The following is a 16,109-nucleotide window of genomic DNA, read 5'->3' as shown; positions in this document are numbered from 1 at the left end:
CCGTAAGGGAAGGACTACTCCGCCTAGGGCGCCGGGAACAACCCGGAATTGGCCGGTAGCTTCCGGACCACCGCCTGGCAGACCTCGTCCTGATTCTTTCCCTGCCCTTCCACGGTAAGGTCGGCGTAGCGTTGATAGAGACGGTGGCGCTCCTCGAACAGATCATCCAAAGACTGATCCGGCCTCCGTGATATGCCCCGCATGCTGTGATCGCCAATTCGCTCAATGACGAGCTCAAGCGGGATATCGAGAAACACCACAGTACCGTTGGTCTTGAGATGTTCCATGGCGCGGGCGCTGTAGACGGCGCTGCCTCCCGTACTGATAACTTTGTGCCGGACATCCAGCTTGAGCAGCACCTGTTCTTCAATTCGCCGCAGGGCTTCGTAACCGTCGTGGTCTACGATTGCCTGGAGAGTACGACCGGTTTCTTCCTGGATGAGCAAATCGGTATCGACAAACCCGAGGCCCAGGTGTTTGGCCAGCAGCACACCCACCGTGCTCTTGCCGCTGCCGGGCATACCGATGAGAACGAGGTTGTCTGTGTCGGTCGGGTTAACCATGATGCTCTGGAGGGACCTCTACGGAGAATGAGAACTGGCCGGCATTAAACGCAGAACGTAACATTTTTACGACACAGCGCGCGCTTTATTCCGCCCCGCAAGCCCGTATAATTCAGGCAACGGCGGTTTTTAGAGAATACCCGAAGCCGGCCATTAACGGCATCTTTCGCGAGTGAGTAATGACCATCGGCAGATCACTTCTGAGTTCATCCATTGCAGCACTTCTGCTTGTACTGTCGGCTCCCGCCATGGCAGACAGCATCAAGCGCATTGTGCATCCCGATGGCACTGTCGAATTCACCAACGTGAAAAGTGCCAGCCAACCAAGGGCCTCCAGCGGCAACGACACCGTCTACCGCTACACTGATGACAACGGCGTGGTTGCCTACAGCAGCGTACAGCCGGCCGCTGCCGAGTTTGAGGTGATCCGTTTCCACTGCTACGCCTGCGACCCTGAGTCCAGCGTGGACTGGCGTAAAACGCCGCTTTTCACCAAACCATACCACTCCGAGATCCAGACCGCAGCGCAGGAATTCGGCGTTGATCCAGCACTTGTCCGCGCTGTGATTCACGCCGAATCCGCATTCAACGAGAAAGCCCTATCGCCGGTGGGCGCACAGGGGCTGATGCAACTGATGCCGGGCACGGCTGAAGAGCTTGGTGTGCGCAATGCGTTGGCGGCGGACGAAAATATTCGTGGCGGCGTCCATTACCTGGCCAAGATGCTTGCCCGGTTCAATGGCGACATCCGGCTGGCTACCGCCGCCTACAATGCGGGGCCCGGTGCTGTGAGCCGATATCAGGGCGTACCGCCCTACGCTGAAACCAAGGCCTATGTTGAACGGGTTGGCATCCTTCACGAGCGCTACGCTGCACTCTGATGCAATAAGGGTAGCCAGAATTTTCCGGCGTCTGAAACAGAAGCGCCCGGTATCAGGACCTGCTGATACCGGGCGCTTTTAGTACCGATTGCCGCCGATTATTCGGAAGCGGCAATCAGGCTGGCGTTACCGCCCGCTGCGGTGGTGTCCACACACAGGTGACGCTCGATCACATAACGCTGATCCAGGGTGTGCTCTGTAATCAGCGGCAGCAATGCACCGTCACGCTTGGCCAGTGCCTCGCGATAGGCCTTCAGCAGGGACTGAACGCCGCAACTGACCACCGCCTCAAAGCCGTCGACCGTTGCCAGTGCATCCGGCTCCAGCAGACCTTCCGCGCCAGTGATTGGCAGTCCGGCCTTGGCAGCCTGGTCCACCGTATCCTGAACACCCGGTGCAATCACCACTACCTTGTTGCCTTGTGACAACGCGGTGCCGGCCTGCTCCAGAGCGGTTTCCTTATCCGGCCCCAGACACAGCACCACACCACGGGCGTGGTTGGACAGGCGGTTGGTTTCACCCGTTGGGCCGGGCAGCGCTTCAACGTGAGCGTCCAGCGGCTCCGGAACGTTTCCGAAGATGGGCCGGACTGCGTCCATACGAGCCTCGGGCCGGGATGCCTTCAGTTTGTCCAGCTGCCCGATCAGCTTCTGCAGCTGCTTGGCATCCACCTTTTTGGCGTTCGAATCCGCCTCGCGCTCGACCGTTTCACCTTTCAGGAAACGACGCACATACTGCGGACCACCAGCCTTCGGACCGGTACCAGACAAGCCCTCACCCCCGAAAGGCTGGGAGCCCACGATGGCACCGATCTGGTTCCGGTTCACGTAGGTGTTACCGACCTTGATCCGGCTGGTAATACGCTCGACACGGCGATCGACACGGCTGTGGATGCCAAACGTCAGGCCGTAACCCTTGGCGTTAACGTCGTCCACCACCTTGTCGATGTTCTTCGCATCAAATGTGGCAACGTGCAGAACCGGACCGAAAATCTCCTCTTCCATCTCTTCGATACCACTGACGCTCAGCACCGCCGGAGAAACGAACAGTCCTTTCTCGGGTACCTTCATCTTCTTCAGCAGCTTGCCGTTGCGCTCGAATTTCTCGCAATGGTCCACGATTTTCTTGCGGGCGTTTTCGTCAATCACCGGGCCGACGTCCGTGGAGAGCAACCAGGGATCACCGATACCCAGTTCATCCATGGCGCCGTAAAGCATTTCCAGCAATCCATCGGCAATGTCTTTCTGCACGTAGAGCATACGCAGGGCCGAACACCGCTGACCGGCACTCTGGAACGAAGAGGCCAGCACATCACGGACTACCTGCTCCGGCAATGCCGTGGAATCGACGATCATCGCGTTCAGACCACCGGTCTCTGCCACCAGCGGCGCGTCCGGCGCCATGTTCTCGGTCATCACCTTGTTGATGCGTTGGGCAGTCGCGGTAGAGCCGGTGAAGCACACGCCGCTCACCCGTGAATCGGAGGTCAGGGCCGCACCCACGGTGGCGCCGGTACCCGGCACCAACTGGATGGCATCCTTCGGGATACCCGCCTGGTGCATCAGTTCCACAGCGCGAATGGCCAGCAGGGATGTCTGCTCAGCCGGCTTCGCCACCACAGTGTTACCCGCCGCGAGGTTGGCCAGGATCTGACCGGTGAAGATCGCCAGCGGGAAGTTCCAGGGTGAAATACACACCATCACACCGCGGGCATCGCCGCTGTCTTTGTAGCGAATGGCCTCGTTGGCGTAGTACTGGGAGAAATCCACCGCTTCACGGATCTCGGCCACCGCATCCAGCAGGGATTTACCCGCTTCACGGGTGGTGAGGGCAAACAACTCGGCGTAGTTCTCCTCATACAGGTCGCCCACCTTGCGAACGCAGGCCGCACGCTCTTCAGCAGATTTTGAGGACCAGCTCTCGAACGCAGACGCCGCTGAGGTAATCGCGGTGTCTACATCGGCGTCTGAGGCCTGGGTGACGTGGCCGACCAGATCGTCCGGATCGGCCGGGTTACGGACCACCTGCACCTCGGTGCCGGCTACTTCACCGGCAATCACCGGGCCGCCTTTCCAGCGATAGTCCTTGTAGGCACCACGACCCTTCTCGATCTCGTTGACCGTGACCGGATCGGTGATGTCCCAGCCTTTCGAGTTGCGACGCTGATCACCAAACAACTTGAACGGATGCACGATCGCCTTGCTGGAAATGTTGTTGCCCATTTCCTCAACGCTGACGATCGGATCCTTGGCAATCTCTTCCGGCGTGATGCGCTTGTCGACAATCTGGTTCACGAAGGAACTGTTGGCACCGTTCTCCAGCAGACGGCGCACCAGGTACGCGAGCAGATCCTTGTGGGGGCCAACCGGCGCATAAATCCGGCAGGGCACACCACTCACCTTCAGTACCTCGTTGTGCAGGGACTCACCCATGCCGTGGAGGCGCTGGAACTCGTAGTTGTCCACCCCCTTGGTCTTGGCCATTTCAAGAATGGCAGATACCGAGTGCGCGTTATGGGTAGCGAACTGCGGGTAAATGCGGTTCGTCATGTTCAAAAGTTTGGTGGCGCAGGACAGGAACGAAACGTCACTGCAGGCCTTGCGGGTAAACACTGGGAACCCGTTCAGACCCATCACCTGGGCACGCTTGATCTCCGCGTCCCAGTAGGCACCTTTCACCAGGCGCACCATAAACTTGCGGTCGTACTTTTCCGCCAGCCCATACAGCCAGTCAAGCACGAACGAGGAGCGCTTGCCGTAGGCCTGGACAACCACGCCAAAGCCGTCCCAGCCGGCAAGCTCCGGATCGGCGACCAGTTCTTCAATGACATCCAGGGACAGATCCAGCCGATCCTGCTCCTCGGCATCGATGTTGAAGCCCATGTTCGCGGCCGCCGCCTTCTTGACCAGTTCACGGGCCCGGGGCAGCAACTCGTTCATGACCCGCTCTTTATTGCCGTACTCATAGCGGGCCAGCAGTGCAGAGAGCTTGACCGAGATACCGGGATTCTTGCGGACATCGCCCTTACTTGCCTTGGCGATGCTGTCAATGGCGGTGGAATAGGCGTCGTAATAGCGCTTGGCATCATCATCGGTGCGGGCAGCTTCACCCAGCATGTCATAGGAGTAGGTGTAGCCCTTCTCCATGTATTCCTTGGCTTCATCCTGGGCTTCATCGATATCGCGGCCCAGAACAAACTGGCGGCCCATTTCTTTCATCGCCTGGTTGGCCACAGTCCGGATGACCGGCTCACCGAAGCGCTTGAGCAACTTGCGCAGGGTTTCACCGACGGTGTTGCGCTCGGAGTCCTTCAGCAGGTTGCTGGTCATCAGCAGGGCAACGGTGGCGGTGTTGATCAGTCCAGAGGACGCCTTGCCTACGTGGGTACCCCAGGCACCGGAGGTGATCTTGTCTTCGATCAGCTCGTGGATGGTGGTGTTGTCAGGCACACGCAAAAGTGCCTCGGCCAGACACATCAGGGCAACGCCTTCCTTGGTGGTGAGGCCGTACTCTGCCAGGAACTTTTCCATGATCGTGGACTTGGCATTCTTGCGAACGCTGCGCACCAGCTCGGCGGCGCGCGCAGAGATCGCGTCGCGCTCGGCCTGGGACAACTGGGCACCAGCAATCATCTCGTGGATCACCTTGTGCTCGTCAGCGAGATAATAATCACGAATCGCCTGCCGGCTATCGACAAGCTCGGGCGTCTGTGATTGCTGCGGTCTCATAGTTGTACCCTCGTAGTTGTTTGTCTCTCCCGCATTCTACCGAGATCGACAAAGACAATTTCTCTATAAATTTAAGACACGCACCCTATTACGGCTTTTTTAGATGATAAAAATTTAATATTTTTCTTCAAAAACCTTAAATATAGGGCGATTTGCCTCTCTATATCCTCTACGCGGCCTTCATTGCCAGCTCTCTGAGGACACCATGCGCCACCGAGAAAACGGCGCAATCCACATCATTGGCTGCCTGCATATCGTGCAGCATTCGCTCCCATCGGCCCAACAACATGCGCTTGTCCTCGCGCCAGGCTTCAAGACGTTTCTCCGGCGTTCCTTCGCCATCAACGGGCTCCGACAACACGCTGAATGTGAGGTTCCGTAGCTGATGATCCAGCTCGTCCCGAAAATGAATGGTTGCCAAAACCTGCCAGTGGCCATTTGCCCTGAAGCCCCGCATCTGCCTGTCCAGCCAGGTCAGATTCAGGCTTTCCCCCAGGCTGAAATAGACCCAGGCCACGGACTCAAGGCTTACCTCCAACTGGCGGGATATCTCGATCATATCCATCAGCCAGTAGCGGCTTTCCGCCGAGGCGCACCAGGCTGCCAAATCTTCGGGAACCATCCGCTCACAGTATTCAGCATAGCGTTCATACCACCGACTTGCAGGAATCACCGATTCAAGTCGGTCTCTGGAAGCCAAAACATCCGCCATTGGACCCCGGTAATGATCAATACAGGAGACCGGATCCAGGGCCTGCCGACGGTTTTGCAGCAGCCAACTGGTACTGCGGGTGACCAGCCGGATGGCATCGGCAAACAGGTCTGCCTGAACGTCTGCGCTTACATTTCCATCCAGAGATTCGATGGCCTCCCAGTGGGCGTCTACGTCATGGATTCGCAGGGAGATCAGGTAGGCTGCAGCAATCCGGCCGGCATCTGCCCCCGTGGCACTGCGAATACGGTCGAACCAGGTAATGCCCATCCGGTTCACCATATCGTTGGCAATCTGCGTGGCCGAGATTTCGGCACGCAGGGGATGAGCCTCGATCGCCTGCGGGAAGGCGGCCAGCAGGGAGGCCGGGAAAGCCGAGTGCAATGCCGAGTTAAAACGCGTGTCGTGCACGATCGGCGATGCGACCAGGGCCTGTTTGAGCTCAATCTTCGCGTAGGAAACCAGCACTGCCAGCTCCGGCCGCGTCAGGCCTCCGCCCTGGTCACGGCGAGTCTGAAGCTCCTCGTCGGAGGGCAGAAACTCCAGACCACGATCCAGCTTGCCCTCGGCTTCCAGTCTGCGCATGAGTCGATCGTACTGGTCGGCAGTGGCAACCGCCGGATTCTGGGCCAGACTGAGCGCCATGGCCTGACGGTAATTGTTGCGCAGAACCAGCTCAGCCACTTCCGGGGTCATGGCCCTGAGCATCCGGTTCCGCTCAGTAAGCGTCATAACCTGCCGATGCACCAGGTCGTTGAGCAGAATCTTGATGTTTACCTCGTGGTCCGAGCAATCGACACCACCGGCATTGTCAATAAAATCGCTGTTCACGGAACCGCCACGACGTGCGAAGTCGATCCGGGCCTTCTGGGTAACACCCAGGTTTCCGCCCTCACCCAGGGCTTTGCAGCGCAGCTCGGTACTGTCGATGCGCAAAGCATCATTGGTTTTGTCGCCAACATCCTCGTGGGACTCCGAGGGAGCTTTTACATAGGTGCCAATGCCACCGTTCCAGAGCATGTCTACCGGGGCTTTCAGCAGAGCGCTGATCAGATCCGCCGGCGACAGAGTCCGGGCCTTTATGCCCAATACCTTCCGCATTTGCGCCGACACAGGGATGGATTTCATGGATCGCGAGAAAACCCCACCGCCCTCGCTGATCAACCCGGTGTCATAATCGGCCCAGGAGGAACCGGGCAGGCTGAACAGTCGCTGGCGTTCCCGGAACGATGCCGCAGCATCCGGATTCGGATCGATAAATATGTGCTGGTGGTTGAACGCACCAACCAGGCGAATCCGGTCCGAGAGCAGCATGCCATTGCCAAACACATCGCCACCCATGTCTCCGATACCGACGACGGTGAATTCATCCGCCTGCGTATCCGTGCCTTTTTCCAGGAAATGCCGTTTTACCGACTCCCAGGCACCCCGGGCAGTAATGCCCATTTTCTTGTGGTCGTAGCCTTCACTGCCGCCGGAGGCAAAAGCATCGCCCAGCCAGAAACGGTATTCGGCTGCCAGAGTGTTGGCTATATCGGAAAACGTGGCCGTACCTTTGTCTGCGGCGACCACCAGATAGGTATCATCGTCGTCGTAACGAATTACATTGTGCGGGGGAACCACCCGACCATCTTCCAGGTTGTCGGTGATATCCAGCAATCCTCGTATGAAAGTCTGATAGCAGGCGACACCCTCTTCCCGCAGAGCCTCCCGCGAGCCGTCACGTGGCGGCTGCTTCACCACGAAGCCACCCTTGGCGCCGGCAGGCACAATCACCGAGTTCTTCACCTGCTGGGCTTTTACCAGACCAAGGATTTCCGTGCGGTAATCCTCAATCCGGTCGGACCAACGAAGCCCGCCCCTCGCCACCGGCCCGGAGCGCAGGTGCACGCCTTCAATCCGGGGTGAATAGACGAAAATCTCGAATTTTGGCGTCGGGCGCGGAATATCCGGAATGGAGGAAGGATCCAGCTTGAGCGACAGGTAGGACGGAGACCCTCCGTCCTCACGGACCTGGAAATAGTTGGTCCTGAGCGTGGCCCGGATGAGCGTAAAGAAACGCCGGAGGATACGATCGTCGTCCAGACTTGCCACGGCCTCAAGGGCTTCCCGGAGCTCGCCCTCAAGCCTCTCCACCTTCCCTTTGCGGCCTTTGATGTCCGGTTCAAAACGACTGAAGAAGAAGGCAACGAGCCGCGAGGTAATATCCGGGTGCCGAGCGAGAGTTTCTGCAATGAAGGGCTGACTGAAACCGAACCGAATCTGCTTTATATAGCGGGCATAAGCCCTGATCAACGCCACTTCGCGCCAGCCTAGGCCACACAGCATGATCAGTTGGTTGAAGTCATCGTTTTCGGCAAAGCCGTTCCAGATTTCCCGGAACGCCGACTGGATCAACGGTCTGGCGGTGTCCAGATCGGCTGCCCGACACCGGTCGTGGAGCTCCACGTTAAAATCGCTTACCCCGAAGGTTTCACCGTCCCGGCGCCGCACCCGGTAGGGATGCTCGCCCAGAACACGCATTCCCAGGTTTTCCAGAATCGGGATAACGTCTGAGAGAACGACCGGATGACCTTCACTGTAAAGCTTGAAGTGGAATCCCGTCTCGGCCGGATCCCGTGGCTGGTAAAAGCGCATGGGGACATCGGTACTCACGGCAATGGACTGGATCTGTTCGATATCGGCGAGGGCTTCAGAAACCGGGAACCTTGCCCGGTAGGCGGAGGGGAAACCGCCGCTGAACACCTGGGCATAACGCCCGCCTATCGAGTCACCGAAACTGCGGACCAGTTCGCCGTGGAGGTCGTCATCCCAGGATCGGGATTCTTCAACCATCCGCGCCACGATCTCCCGGAGTTCGAGGGAGTCGTCGTTGTCGGGCGCCTGGTTCTGGAGGACATCGGCAAGCTGTTCCAGCAGGGTTTGTTTTTGTAATGCGCGGGAATCGGTCATCGAAACTCTCCGGACTTGGTCAACGTTCACACTGGGCTGATACAGCTACCAGTATACGCAAGCCCTGAAAGTCACTTGGACCATATAGTTTCAGATTAAAGGAGTTTCGATTATATTTGCCACACCATTTAGCCGTTAATTCAACCTGGAACAGACAACATGGCCGATTTGGACCGCATAGACCAATCCATCATCCGCGAGTTACAGAAGAACTCCCGGATCACGGTAACCGAGCTTGCGTCCCGGGTGGGCCTTTCCAAAACGCCGTGTCAGGTGCGGATGCGCAGGCTTGAAGAACACGGATACATCACCGGTTACACCGCCCTGGTAAACCAGACCAAACTGGGCCTCAGCCACATTGCCTTTGCCCAGGTCACGTTGAACGACACCAGCAGCAGCGCCCTCACCGCCTTTAACAAAGCCGTTCAGAGCGTGTCGGCGGTAGAGCAGTGCCACATGATCGCCGGCAACTTCGATTACCTGCTGAAAGTCAGAACCCGCAACATGCAGGAATACCGGCAGGTTCTGGGGGAGGAGATTTCGGCCCTGCCCCATGTGCTACAGACCAGTACCTTTGTGGTGATGGAGAATGTAAAGGACGCCGGATTGTAGGAGCCCTGCGTACCACCCGGCGTCGGTTGTCACTCGGATTGCTCGTACTTCGGCTTGTAGCCGCTGGCATCCACACGGGCGCGATCCGGCTCGGCTTCCGCAAGCGGCTGAACTTCCTGCAGGCTGGCGAGGGACCGAAGCGTCAGACGCTGGTATTCTTCCGTACCCTTCTTCTTCCAGGCGATTTCCTTTTCGCTGAGCATCCGCATGACCTTGGCCGGTGAGCCAACGATCAGCGAGCCCGGCTCACAGGTAAACTTCGCTTTTACGAAGGCGCAGGCGCCAACAATCGAACGTGGCGCAATGTGGGCTTCATCCATGACCACCGCGTTCATTCCTACCATGGCATCTTCACCAACAATGCAGCCGTGGAGAATCGCCCCGTGCCCGACATGGCCATTCTTCTCGACAACCGTGTCCATTCCCGGGAAAGCGTGCATCACGCAGGTATCCTGGACATTGGAACCCTGCTTGAGAACGATCCGCCCGAAATCCGCTCGTAACGAGGCTGCCGGCCCCACGTAACAATCCGGGCCAATCCAGACATCGCCAATCAGCACGGCTGTGGGATGCACGTAGGCAGACGGGTGAACGACGGGAACAACCCCTTCTATACTGTAACTGGGCATAGCGATCTCCTGGTTGGCAGGGTCCAGCTGCAGTCAGCGGCAAAGCCTGCTGTAACATGGGACCCGAAAAGTCTTTGTGATTCATTTTCTGTATCACATTATCCTTTTCCGGGAGTTTTTTCATACTCTGGCAGCCGATTCCGATGCGAAATTCGCCGTTCCCGTTATGCCAGCGAGGAAGACCATTCAAATTTTTGCCCACTTTTCATAAAGATACACCGGGCGCACCATTGAATCCGACCAAAGTGATACAGAACCAGGCAAGCACAGTCCTTGACGAGTATCAATTCTAAGATATACTCATTTGCCACATTCGATAGCAGTGTGCCGATTCAACACACCTTTCACGCTATCCCCCTACAACAAACAACAGGACATACCGCCATGACTCAGCCGAGCATTCTTCTTGAAATCGATCAGGGCGTGGCTCTGCTTACCCTGAACCGTCCGGACAACCTGAACAGTTTCAACGTTGAAATGCATGAGCGCATGCGCGAGGCCATCAGCACCGTGCGCAAGGATGAGTCTGTCCGCGTGCTGGTCATCACCGGCTCTGGCCGGGGCTTCTGCGCGGGACAGGATCTCGCCGACCGAAGCGTATCCCCGGATCAGGAGATGCCGGATCTGGGCGCGTCCCTGGAGAACTACTACAACCCGCTGATGCGTAGCCTGCGTGATCTGCCCATGCCCGTGCTCTGTGCCGTTAACGGCGTGGCAGCCGGTGCCGGCGCCAATATTGCCCTGGCCTGCGACATTACCCTCGCGGCCCGCTCGGCCAATTTCGTTCAGGCTTTCTGCAAACTGGGCCTGGTTCCCGATTCTGGCGGCACCTGGACACTGCCTCGCGTAGCGGGCATGGCCCGTGCCAAGGGCATGGCGCTTCTGGGCGACAAGATCAGCGCCGAACAGGCCGAGAGCTGGGGCATGATCTGGCGGTGCGTGGATAACGAGCAGCTCATGGAAGAGACCATGAAACTTGCCCGTCATTTCGCGACCCAACCGACCAAGGGTCTTGCGCTTATCAAGCGGGCTCTGCACGCCAGCGCCAGCAACACCTTTGAAGAGCAGATCAATCTGGAGCGCGATCTGCAGCGCGAAGCAGGGCAGACCGAAGACTACCGTGAAGGCGTTGCTGCCTTCATGGAAAAACGCACGCCGAACTTCAAGGGGAAATAAGCCATGCCGGCACTGGATACCCAAACCAAAGTTGCCGTCGTCGGCGCCGGCGCCATGGGCTCGGGCATTGCCCAGGTTGCCGCCCAGGCAGGCCATCAGGTTTACCTGCACGACCAGAGAGAGGGAGCCGCCGAGGCCGGCCGTGACGGTATTGCGAAGCAGCTCCAGCGTCGTGTCGACAAAGGCAAGATGCAGCAGCAGGAGCTGGATGATGTGATCGGCCGTATTCAACCGGTGGCCAAACTGGATGACCTGGCCGATGCCGGGCTGGTGATCGAGGCTATCATCGAAGATCTCCAGATCAAGCGCCAGCTTCTGGCGAACCTGGAAGATCTGTGCTCCGCAGACGCGATCCTCGCCACCAACACCTCCTCCATTTCTGTCACCGCCCTCGGCGCGGAAATGAACAAGCCCGAGCGCCTTGTGGGTATGCACTTCTTTAACCCGGCGCCACTTATGGCATTGGTTGAAGTCGTGATGGGGCTGGCCACCAGCAAAGCCGTTGCCGACACCGTCCACGCCACAGCAACTGCCTGGGGCAAGAAACCGGTGTATGCAACGTCTACCCCGGGCTTTATTGTCAACCGCGTGGCCCGTCCGTTTTATGCGGAAAGCCTGCGCCTGCTGCAGGAACAGGCCACCGACGCCGCCACGCTGGATGCCATTATCCGTGAAGCCGGCCAGTTCCGGATGGGCGCGTTTGAACTGACCGACCTGATCGGCCACGACGTCAACTACGCCGTTACCAGCTCTGTCTTCAATTCCTATTACCAGGACCCACGCTTTCTGCCATCGCTGATCCAGAAAGAACTGGTGGAAGCAGGTCGCCTCGGCCGCAAGAGTGGCCAGGGGTTTTACCCCTATGGCGAGGGCGCAGAAAAGCCCGAGCCTCAGACCGAGCCAGCGCATCAATCGGATGAGACCGTGGTCATTGCCGAAGGCAACGCCGGTGCGGCCGCGCCGCTGCTGGATCGATTGAAGGCTGCCGGGCTGACCGTTATCGAACGCGACGGCCCAGGCCAGATCCGCTTTGGCGATGCGGTACTCGCACTCACCGACGGCCGGATGGCTACCGAGCGTGCCGCCAATGAGGGCATAGCCAACCTGGTGCTGTTTGACCTGGCCTTTGACTACAGCAAAGCAAGCCGGCTTGCCCTGGCGCCTGCCGATCAGGCTTCCGAGGCAGCGGTTTCCTCTGCCTGTGCTTTACTGCAGAAAGCGGGTATCGAAGTCAGCCTGATCGCAGACCGCCCCGGACTCGTCATCATGCGCACCGTCGCCATGCTGGCCAATGAAGCCGCCGATGCGGCCCTGCACGGCGTGGCAACGGTCGCCGATATCGACCTGGCCATGAAAGCGGGCCTGAACTATCCCGATGGCCCCCTGAGCTGGAGCGACCGTCTTGGCGCCGGGCACGTGTTCAAGGTGCTCACCAACATCCAGAACAGCTACGCAGAAGACCGCTATCGGCCTGCCCTGCTGCTCCGGAAGAACGCATTTGCACAGAAGGGGTTTTATTCATGAGCGAGATGGATCCGCAAACACTCGCCGAAGAATGCGCGAAAGCCATGTTTGCCCGGGACCGCGCCAGCCAGAAGCTGGGCATGAACATTGAATCCGTAGCCCCCGGTAAAGCGGTCCTCACCATGACCGTGACCGGCGACATGATCCAGGGCCACGGCTCCTGCCATGGCGGTTACCTGTTTACCCTGGCCGACTCCGCGTTTGCCTTTGCCTGCAACAGCTACGACCGGGCCACCGTTGCCTCCGGTTGCAGCATTGATTACATGTACGGCGCCAAAGAAGGCGACCGCCTGACCGCCACCGCCGAAGAACAGGCCCGTGGCGGCCGAACCGGCGTTTACGACATTACACTCACCAACCAGGACGGCCGCAAGGTTGCCCTGTTCCGGGGCCGTTCCTATGAGGTTCGTGGCACCGTACGCAATTCGGAGGAAACTGCATGAGCACCGACAACACCCTGAAAGACGCCTACATCGTCGATGCCATCCGCACCCCAATCGGCCGTTACGGGGGCGCCCTTTCCGCCGTGCGCGCAGATGATCTGGGCGCTGTTCCCATCAAGGCGCTGACCGAACGCCATCCGGACCTGGACTGGTCGAAAGTTGACGACGTTCTCTACGGCTGCGCCAACCAGGCCGGTGAAGACAACCGCGACGTTGCCCGCATGTCTCTGCTGCTGGCAGGCCTGCCCGTCGATGTACCTGGCAGCACCATCAACCGTCTGTGCGGTTCCGGTATGGATGCAGTGGGCAGTGCGGCCCGCGCCATTCGCACCGGCGAGACCCAGCTGATGATTGCCGGCGGCGTCGAATCCATGTCACGGGCTCCCTTCGTTATGGGTAAGGCCGAGTCAGCCTTCAGCCGCAAGGCGGAAATCTTCGACACCACCATCGGCTGGCGCTTTGTAAACCCGGTCCTGAAAAAGCAGTACGGCATTGATTCCATGCCCGAGACAGCGGAAAACGTTGCCGCCGATTTCGGCATTTCCCGGGAAGACCAGGATGCCTTCGCCCTGCGCAGTCAACAGCGTACCGCTGCTGCCCAGAAGGAAGGCCGGCTGGCCGCTGAAATCACGCCGGTGACCATTCCCCGTCGCAAGCAGGACCCGCTCGTGGTGGATACCGATGAGCATCCCCGGGAAACCAGCCTGGAAAAACTGGCCTCGCTGCCGACGCCGTTCCGTGAAGGCGGTACGGTCACCGCTGGCAATGCCTCCGGTGTCAACGATGGCGCCTGTGCCCTGCTGCTGGCCGGAGCCGACGCTCTCAAAAAGTACAACCTCAAGCCCCGCGCCCGGATCGTTGCCATGTCAACGGCCGGTGTGGAGCCACGGATCATGGGCTTTGGCCCGGCACCGGCCACCCGCAAGGTCCTGGCCACGGCCGGCCTGGAACTGGCCGACATGGACGTGATTGAACTGAACGAGGCGTTTGCAGCCCAGGCCCTGGCGGTAACCCGGGATCTCGGCCTGCCGGATGACGCCGAGCACGTTAACCCGAACGGTGGCGCCATTGCCCTGGGCCATCCTCTGGGCATGAGCGGTGCCCGGCTGGTCACTACCGCCCTGAACGAACTGGAACGCCGCCACGCCGCGGGCCAGAAAGCCCGGTATGCCCTGTGCACCATGTGCATCGGTGTTGGCCAGGGCATCGCCCTGATCATTGAGCGGACGGATGCGGTGGCCTGAGGCCACCGTGCGGAACTGAACAAAGACCATTACTCGACAAGAACAACGCAGGACAGACTCATGACCTTACCACTGCAAAAACTTGGCAAACTTGACCGCATGGAAACCGCCAGCATCGATGAGCTGCGCCACGAACAGCTGCAACGCCTGCGCTGGAGTGTGGTCCATGCCTACACCAACGTGCCGTTCTATCGCAAAGCGTTTGATGACATCGGCCTGAAGCCCATGGACATCAGCTCCCTGGACGATCTGGCCAAGGTGCCATTTACCACCAAGGCGGATCTGCGCGACAACTACCCGTTTGGCATGTTTGCCACACCCATGTCCGACGTGGTTCGCGTGCACGCGTCCAGTGGCACCACTGGCAAGCCAACCGTGGTTGGCTACACCCAGAGCGACATCAACACCTGGGCCGACATTGTCGCCCGCTCCATCCGGGCCGGCGGCGGCTACCGGGGTGACAAGGTACATGTTTCCTATGGCTATGGCCTGTTCACCGGTGGCCTGGGCGCCCATTACGGCGCCGAGCGCCTGGGCTGCACCGTCATCCCTATGTCCGGTGGCCAGACCGAGAAGCAGGTACAGCTGATCAAGGACTTCGAGCCAGACATCATCATGGTCACGCCGTCCTACATGCTGAACATTGCCGATGAGATGGAACGCCAGGGTATCGACCCCCACAAGCTGCCTCTGCGCCTTGGTATTTTCGGCGCAGAGCCCTGGACCAACGCCATGCGCACCGAGATCGAAGAGCGCCTTGGCATCGAGGCACTGGATATCTATGGCCTCTCGGAAGTCATGGGTCCCGGTGTGGGCATGGAGTGCATTGAAACGAAAGATGGCCCCACCATCTGGGAAGACCACTTCTACCCGGAAATCATCAACCCGGATACCGGCGAAGTACTGCCAGACGGTGAATACGGCGAGCTGGTCTTTACTTCACTGACCAAGGTGGCACTGCCGATTCTGCGGTACCGCACCCGGGATCTCACACGCCTGTTGCCGGGCACCGCCCGCCCGATGCGCCGGATCGACAAGATCACCGGTCGCAGCGACGACATGCTGATTATTCGTGGCGTGAACGTGTTCCCGAGCCAGATCGAGGAGCAGGTACTGAAGTGCGACGCGCTGGCGCCCCACTACGAGATCGAGGTTTACAAGGAAGGCAACCTGGACTGTGTGGATATCCGGGCCGAGCTGAAACCGGGCGCCACGGATACCCCCGAAAGTCGCGCCGCAGCAGCCAAGGAACTGACACACCACATCAAGTCCTACATCGGCATCAGTACCCGTGTCGAAGTAGTGGAAACCAATCGTCTGGCCCGCTCCGAAGGCAAGGCCAAGCGAGTGTTCGACAACCGCAACAAGTAAGCCTGCATGCCCGGCAGAGAGTCAGACCGCAGACACTGGGTCTGACTCTCACGCCCTTACCCGATCCTCACCACAGAATTGCCGATTTAATTTGACTTTCCTTTTGCTGATCTCAATAGCATTTCTGCACGTATCATATTTTTTATTATGCAAATCAGCACTATAAGATCATCCAAGGAATCTTTTAGATATAACATGACACACAAAGACAGTTCTTGATATTTATTCAGTATCATATAATATGGAGTCATTGGCCTTCAGTCGTTACTGAGGG

11 protein-coding genes are annotated in these 16,109 nt (G+C 58.8%); 7 read left to right on the top strand and 4 right to left on the bottom strand.

Annotation, left to right across the window (positions count from 1 at the left end; translation table 11 throughout):
* Positions 1 to 23: 23 nt before the first annotated feature.
* Complete coding sequence (locus QZ534_RS00795) at positions 24 to 563, bottom strand: shikimate kinase (RefSeq protein ID WP_296930203.1); 540 nt, start codon at positions 561 to 563, stop codon at positions 24 to 26.
* A gap of 179 nt (positions 564 to 742) precedes the next feature.
* Here QZ534_RS00795 and QZ534_RS00790 point away from each other — a divergent pair, with 179 nt between their 5' ends.
* Complete coding sequence (locus tag QZ534_RS00790; protein WP_296930200.1) at positions 743 to 1,444, top strand: lytic transglycosylase domain-containing protein; 702 nt, start codon at positions 743 to 745, stop codon at positions 1,442 to 1,444.
* 98 nt (positions 1,445 to 1,542) lie between these two features.
* Here the strand turns inward: QZ534_RS00790 and putA are convergent, their stop codons facing one another.
* Positions 1,543 to 5,172, bottom strand: coding sequence for a bifunctional proline dehydrogenase/L-glutamate gamma-semialdehyde dehydrogenase PutA (gene putA, locus QZ534_RS00785; protein ID WP_296930198.1), 3,630 nt, complete (start codon positions 5,170 to 5,172; stop codon positions 1,543 to 1,545).
* Positions 5,173 to 5,341: 169 nt separating this feature from the next.
* Positions 5,342 to 8,836 carry an NAD-glutamate dehydrogenase domain-containing protein gene (locus QZ534_RS00780; RefSeq protein ID WP_296930195.1) on the bottom strand — a complete coding sequence of 1,165 codons (3,495 nt, stop codon included), beginning with the start codon at positions 8,834 to 8,836 and terminating at the stop codon, positions 5,342 to 5,344.
* Between the two features lie 159 nt (positions 8,837 to 8,995).
* On the opposite strand from QZ534_RS00780, the gene QZ534_RS00775 reads away from it, so the two are divergent.
* On the top strand, positions 8,996 to 9,448 hold the full coding sequence (locus QZ534_RS00775) for an Lrp/AsnC ligand binding domain-containing protein (RefSeq protein WP_296930193.1): 453 nt from the start codon (positions 8,996 to 8,998) through the stop codon (positions 9,446 to 9,448).
* A gap of 29 nt (positions 9,449 to 9,477) precedes the next feature.
* Here QZ534_RS00775 and paaY read toward each other — a convergent pair whose 3' ends face one another.
* Complete coding sequence (paaY, locus tag QZ534_RS00770) at positions 9,478 to 10,077, bottom strand: phenylacetic acid degradation protein PaaY (RefSeq protein ID WP_296930190.1); 600 nt, start codon at positions 10,075 to 10,077, stop codon at positions 9,478 to 9,480.
* A gap of 384 nt (positions 10,078 to 10,461) precedes the next feature.
* Here paaY and paaG point away from each other — a divergent pair, with 384 nt between their 5' ends.
* Genes paaG through paaK form a run of 5 tightly spaced genes read left to right on the top strand, consistent with a single transcriptional unit; the run spans position 10,462 to position 15,835 of the window.
* Complete coding sequence (gene paaG / locus QZ534_RS00765; protein WP_296930187.1) at positions 10,462 to 11,253, top strand: 2-(1,2-epoxy-1,2-dihydrophenyl)acetyl-CoA isomerase PaaG; 792 nt, start codon at positions 10,462 to 10,464, stop codon at positions 11,251 to 11,253.
* Positions 11,254 to 11,256: 3 nt separating this feature from the next.
* Positions 11,257 to 12,777: a 3-hydroxyacyl-CoA dehydrogenase PaaH gene (paaH, locus tag QZ534_RS00760; protein ID WP_296930184.1), complete on the top strand. Its 1,521-nt coding sequence runs from the start codon at positions 11,257 to 11,259 to the stop codon at positions 12,775 to 12,777.
* Positions 12,774 to 13,220 carry a hydroxyphenylacetyl-CoA thioesterase PaaI gene (paaI, locus tag QZ534_RS00755; protein ID WP_048495923.1) on the top strand — a complete coding sequence of 149 codons (447 nt, stop codon included), beginning with the start codon at positions 12,774 to 12,776 and terminating at the stop codon, positions 13,218 to 13,220. The genes paaH and paaI overlap by 4 nt, the downstream gene beginning before the upstream one ends.
* A complete protein-coding gene (gene pcaF / locus QZ534_RS00750) occupies positions 13,217 to 14,464 on the top strand; it encodes a 3-oxoadipyl-CoA thiolase (protein ID WP_296930176.1) in 1,248 nt (415 codons plus the stop codon). The genes paaI and pcaF overlap by 4 nt, the downstream gene beginning before the upstream one ends.
* Positions 14,465 to 14,524: 60 nt before the next feature.
* Positions 14,525 to 15,835, top strand: a complete 1,311-nt coding sequence (paaK, locus tag QZ534_RS00745) for a phenylacetate--CoA ligase PaaK (protein WP_296930173.1) — start codon at positions 14,525 to 14,527, stop codon at positions 15,833 to 15,835.
* Positions 15,836 to 16,109: the final 274 nt, after the last annotated feature.

Source organism: uncultured Marinobacter sp. (genome assembly GCF_913055835.1).
Classification (GTDB): Bacteria; Pseudomonadota; Gammaproteobacteria; order Pseudomonadales; family Oleiphilaceae; genus Marinobacter.
Note: the sequence above shows the minus strand (reverse complement) of the source record. Positions and strands in the feature narration are given on the sequence as shown.

What these genes read in the sequence shown, in the direction of transcription:
- QZ534_RS00795 (WP_296930203.1), bottom strand. Translation starts at nt 563, where the DNA reads ATGGTTAACCCGACCGACACAGACAACCTCGTTCTCATCGGTATGCCC.
- QZ534_RS00790 (WP_296930200.1), top strand. Translation starts at nt 743, where the DNA reads ATGACCATCGGCAGATCACTTCTGAGTTCATCCATTGCAGCACTTCTG.
- putA (WP_296930198.1), bottom strand. Translation starts at nt 5,172, where the DNA reads ATGAGACCGCAGCAATCACAGACGCCCGAGCTTGTCGATAGCCGGCAG.
- QZ534_RS00780 (WP_296930195.1), bottom strand. Translation starts at nt 8,836, where the DNA reads ATGACCGATTCCCGCGCATTACAAAAACAAACCCTGCTGGAACAGCTT.
- QZ534_RS00775 (WP_296930193.1), top strand. Translation starts at nt 8,996, where the DNA reads ATGGCCGATTTGGACCGCATAGACCAATCCATCATCCGCGAGTTACAG.
- paaY (WP_296930190.1), bottom strand. Translation starts at nt 10,077, where the DNA reads ATGCCCAGTTACAGTATAGAAGGGGTTGTTCCCGTCGTTCACCCGTCT.
- paaG (WP_296930187.1), top strand. Translation starts at nt 10,462, where the DNA reads ATGACTCAGCCGAGCATTCTTCTTGAAATCGATCAGGGCGTGGCTCTG.
- paaH (WP_296930184.1), top strand. Translation starts at nt 11,257, where the DNA reads ATGCCGGCACTGGATACCCAAACCAAAGTTGCCGTCGTCGGCGCCGGC.
- paaI (WP_048495923.1), top strand. Translation starts at nt 12,774, where the DNA reads ATGAGCGAGATGGATCCGCAAACACTCGCCGAAGAATGCGCGAAAGCC.
- pcaF (WP_296930176.1), top strand. Translation starts at nt 13,217, where the DNA reads ATGAGCACCGACAACACCCTGAAAGACGCCTACATCGTCGATGCCATC.
- paaK (WP_296930173.1), top strand. Translation starts at nt 14,525, where the DNA reads ATGACCTTACCACTGCAAAAACTTGGCAAACTTGACCGCATGGAAACC.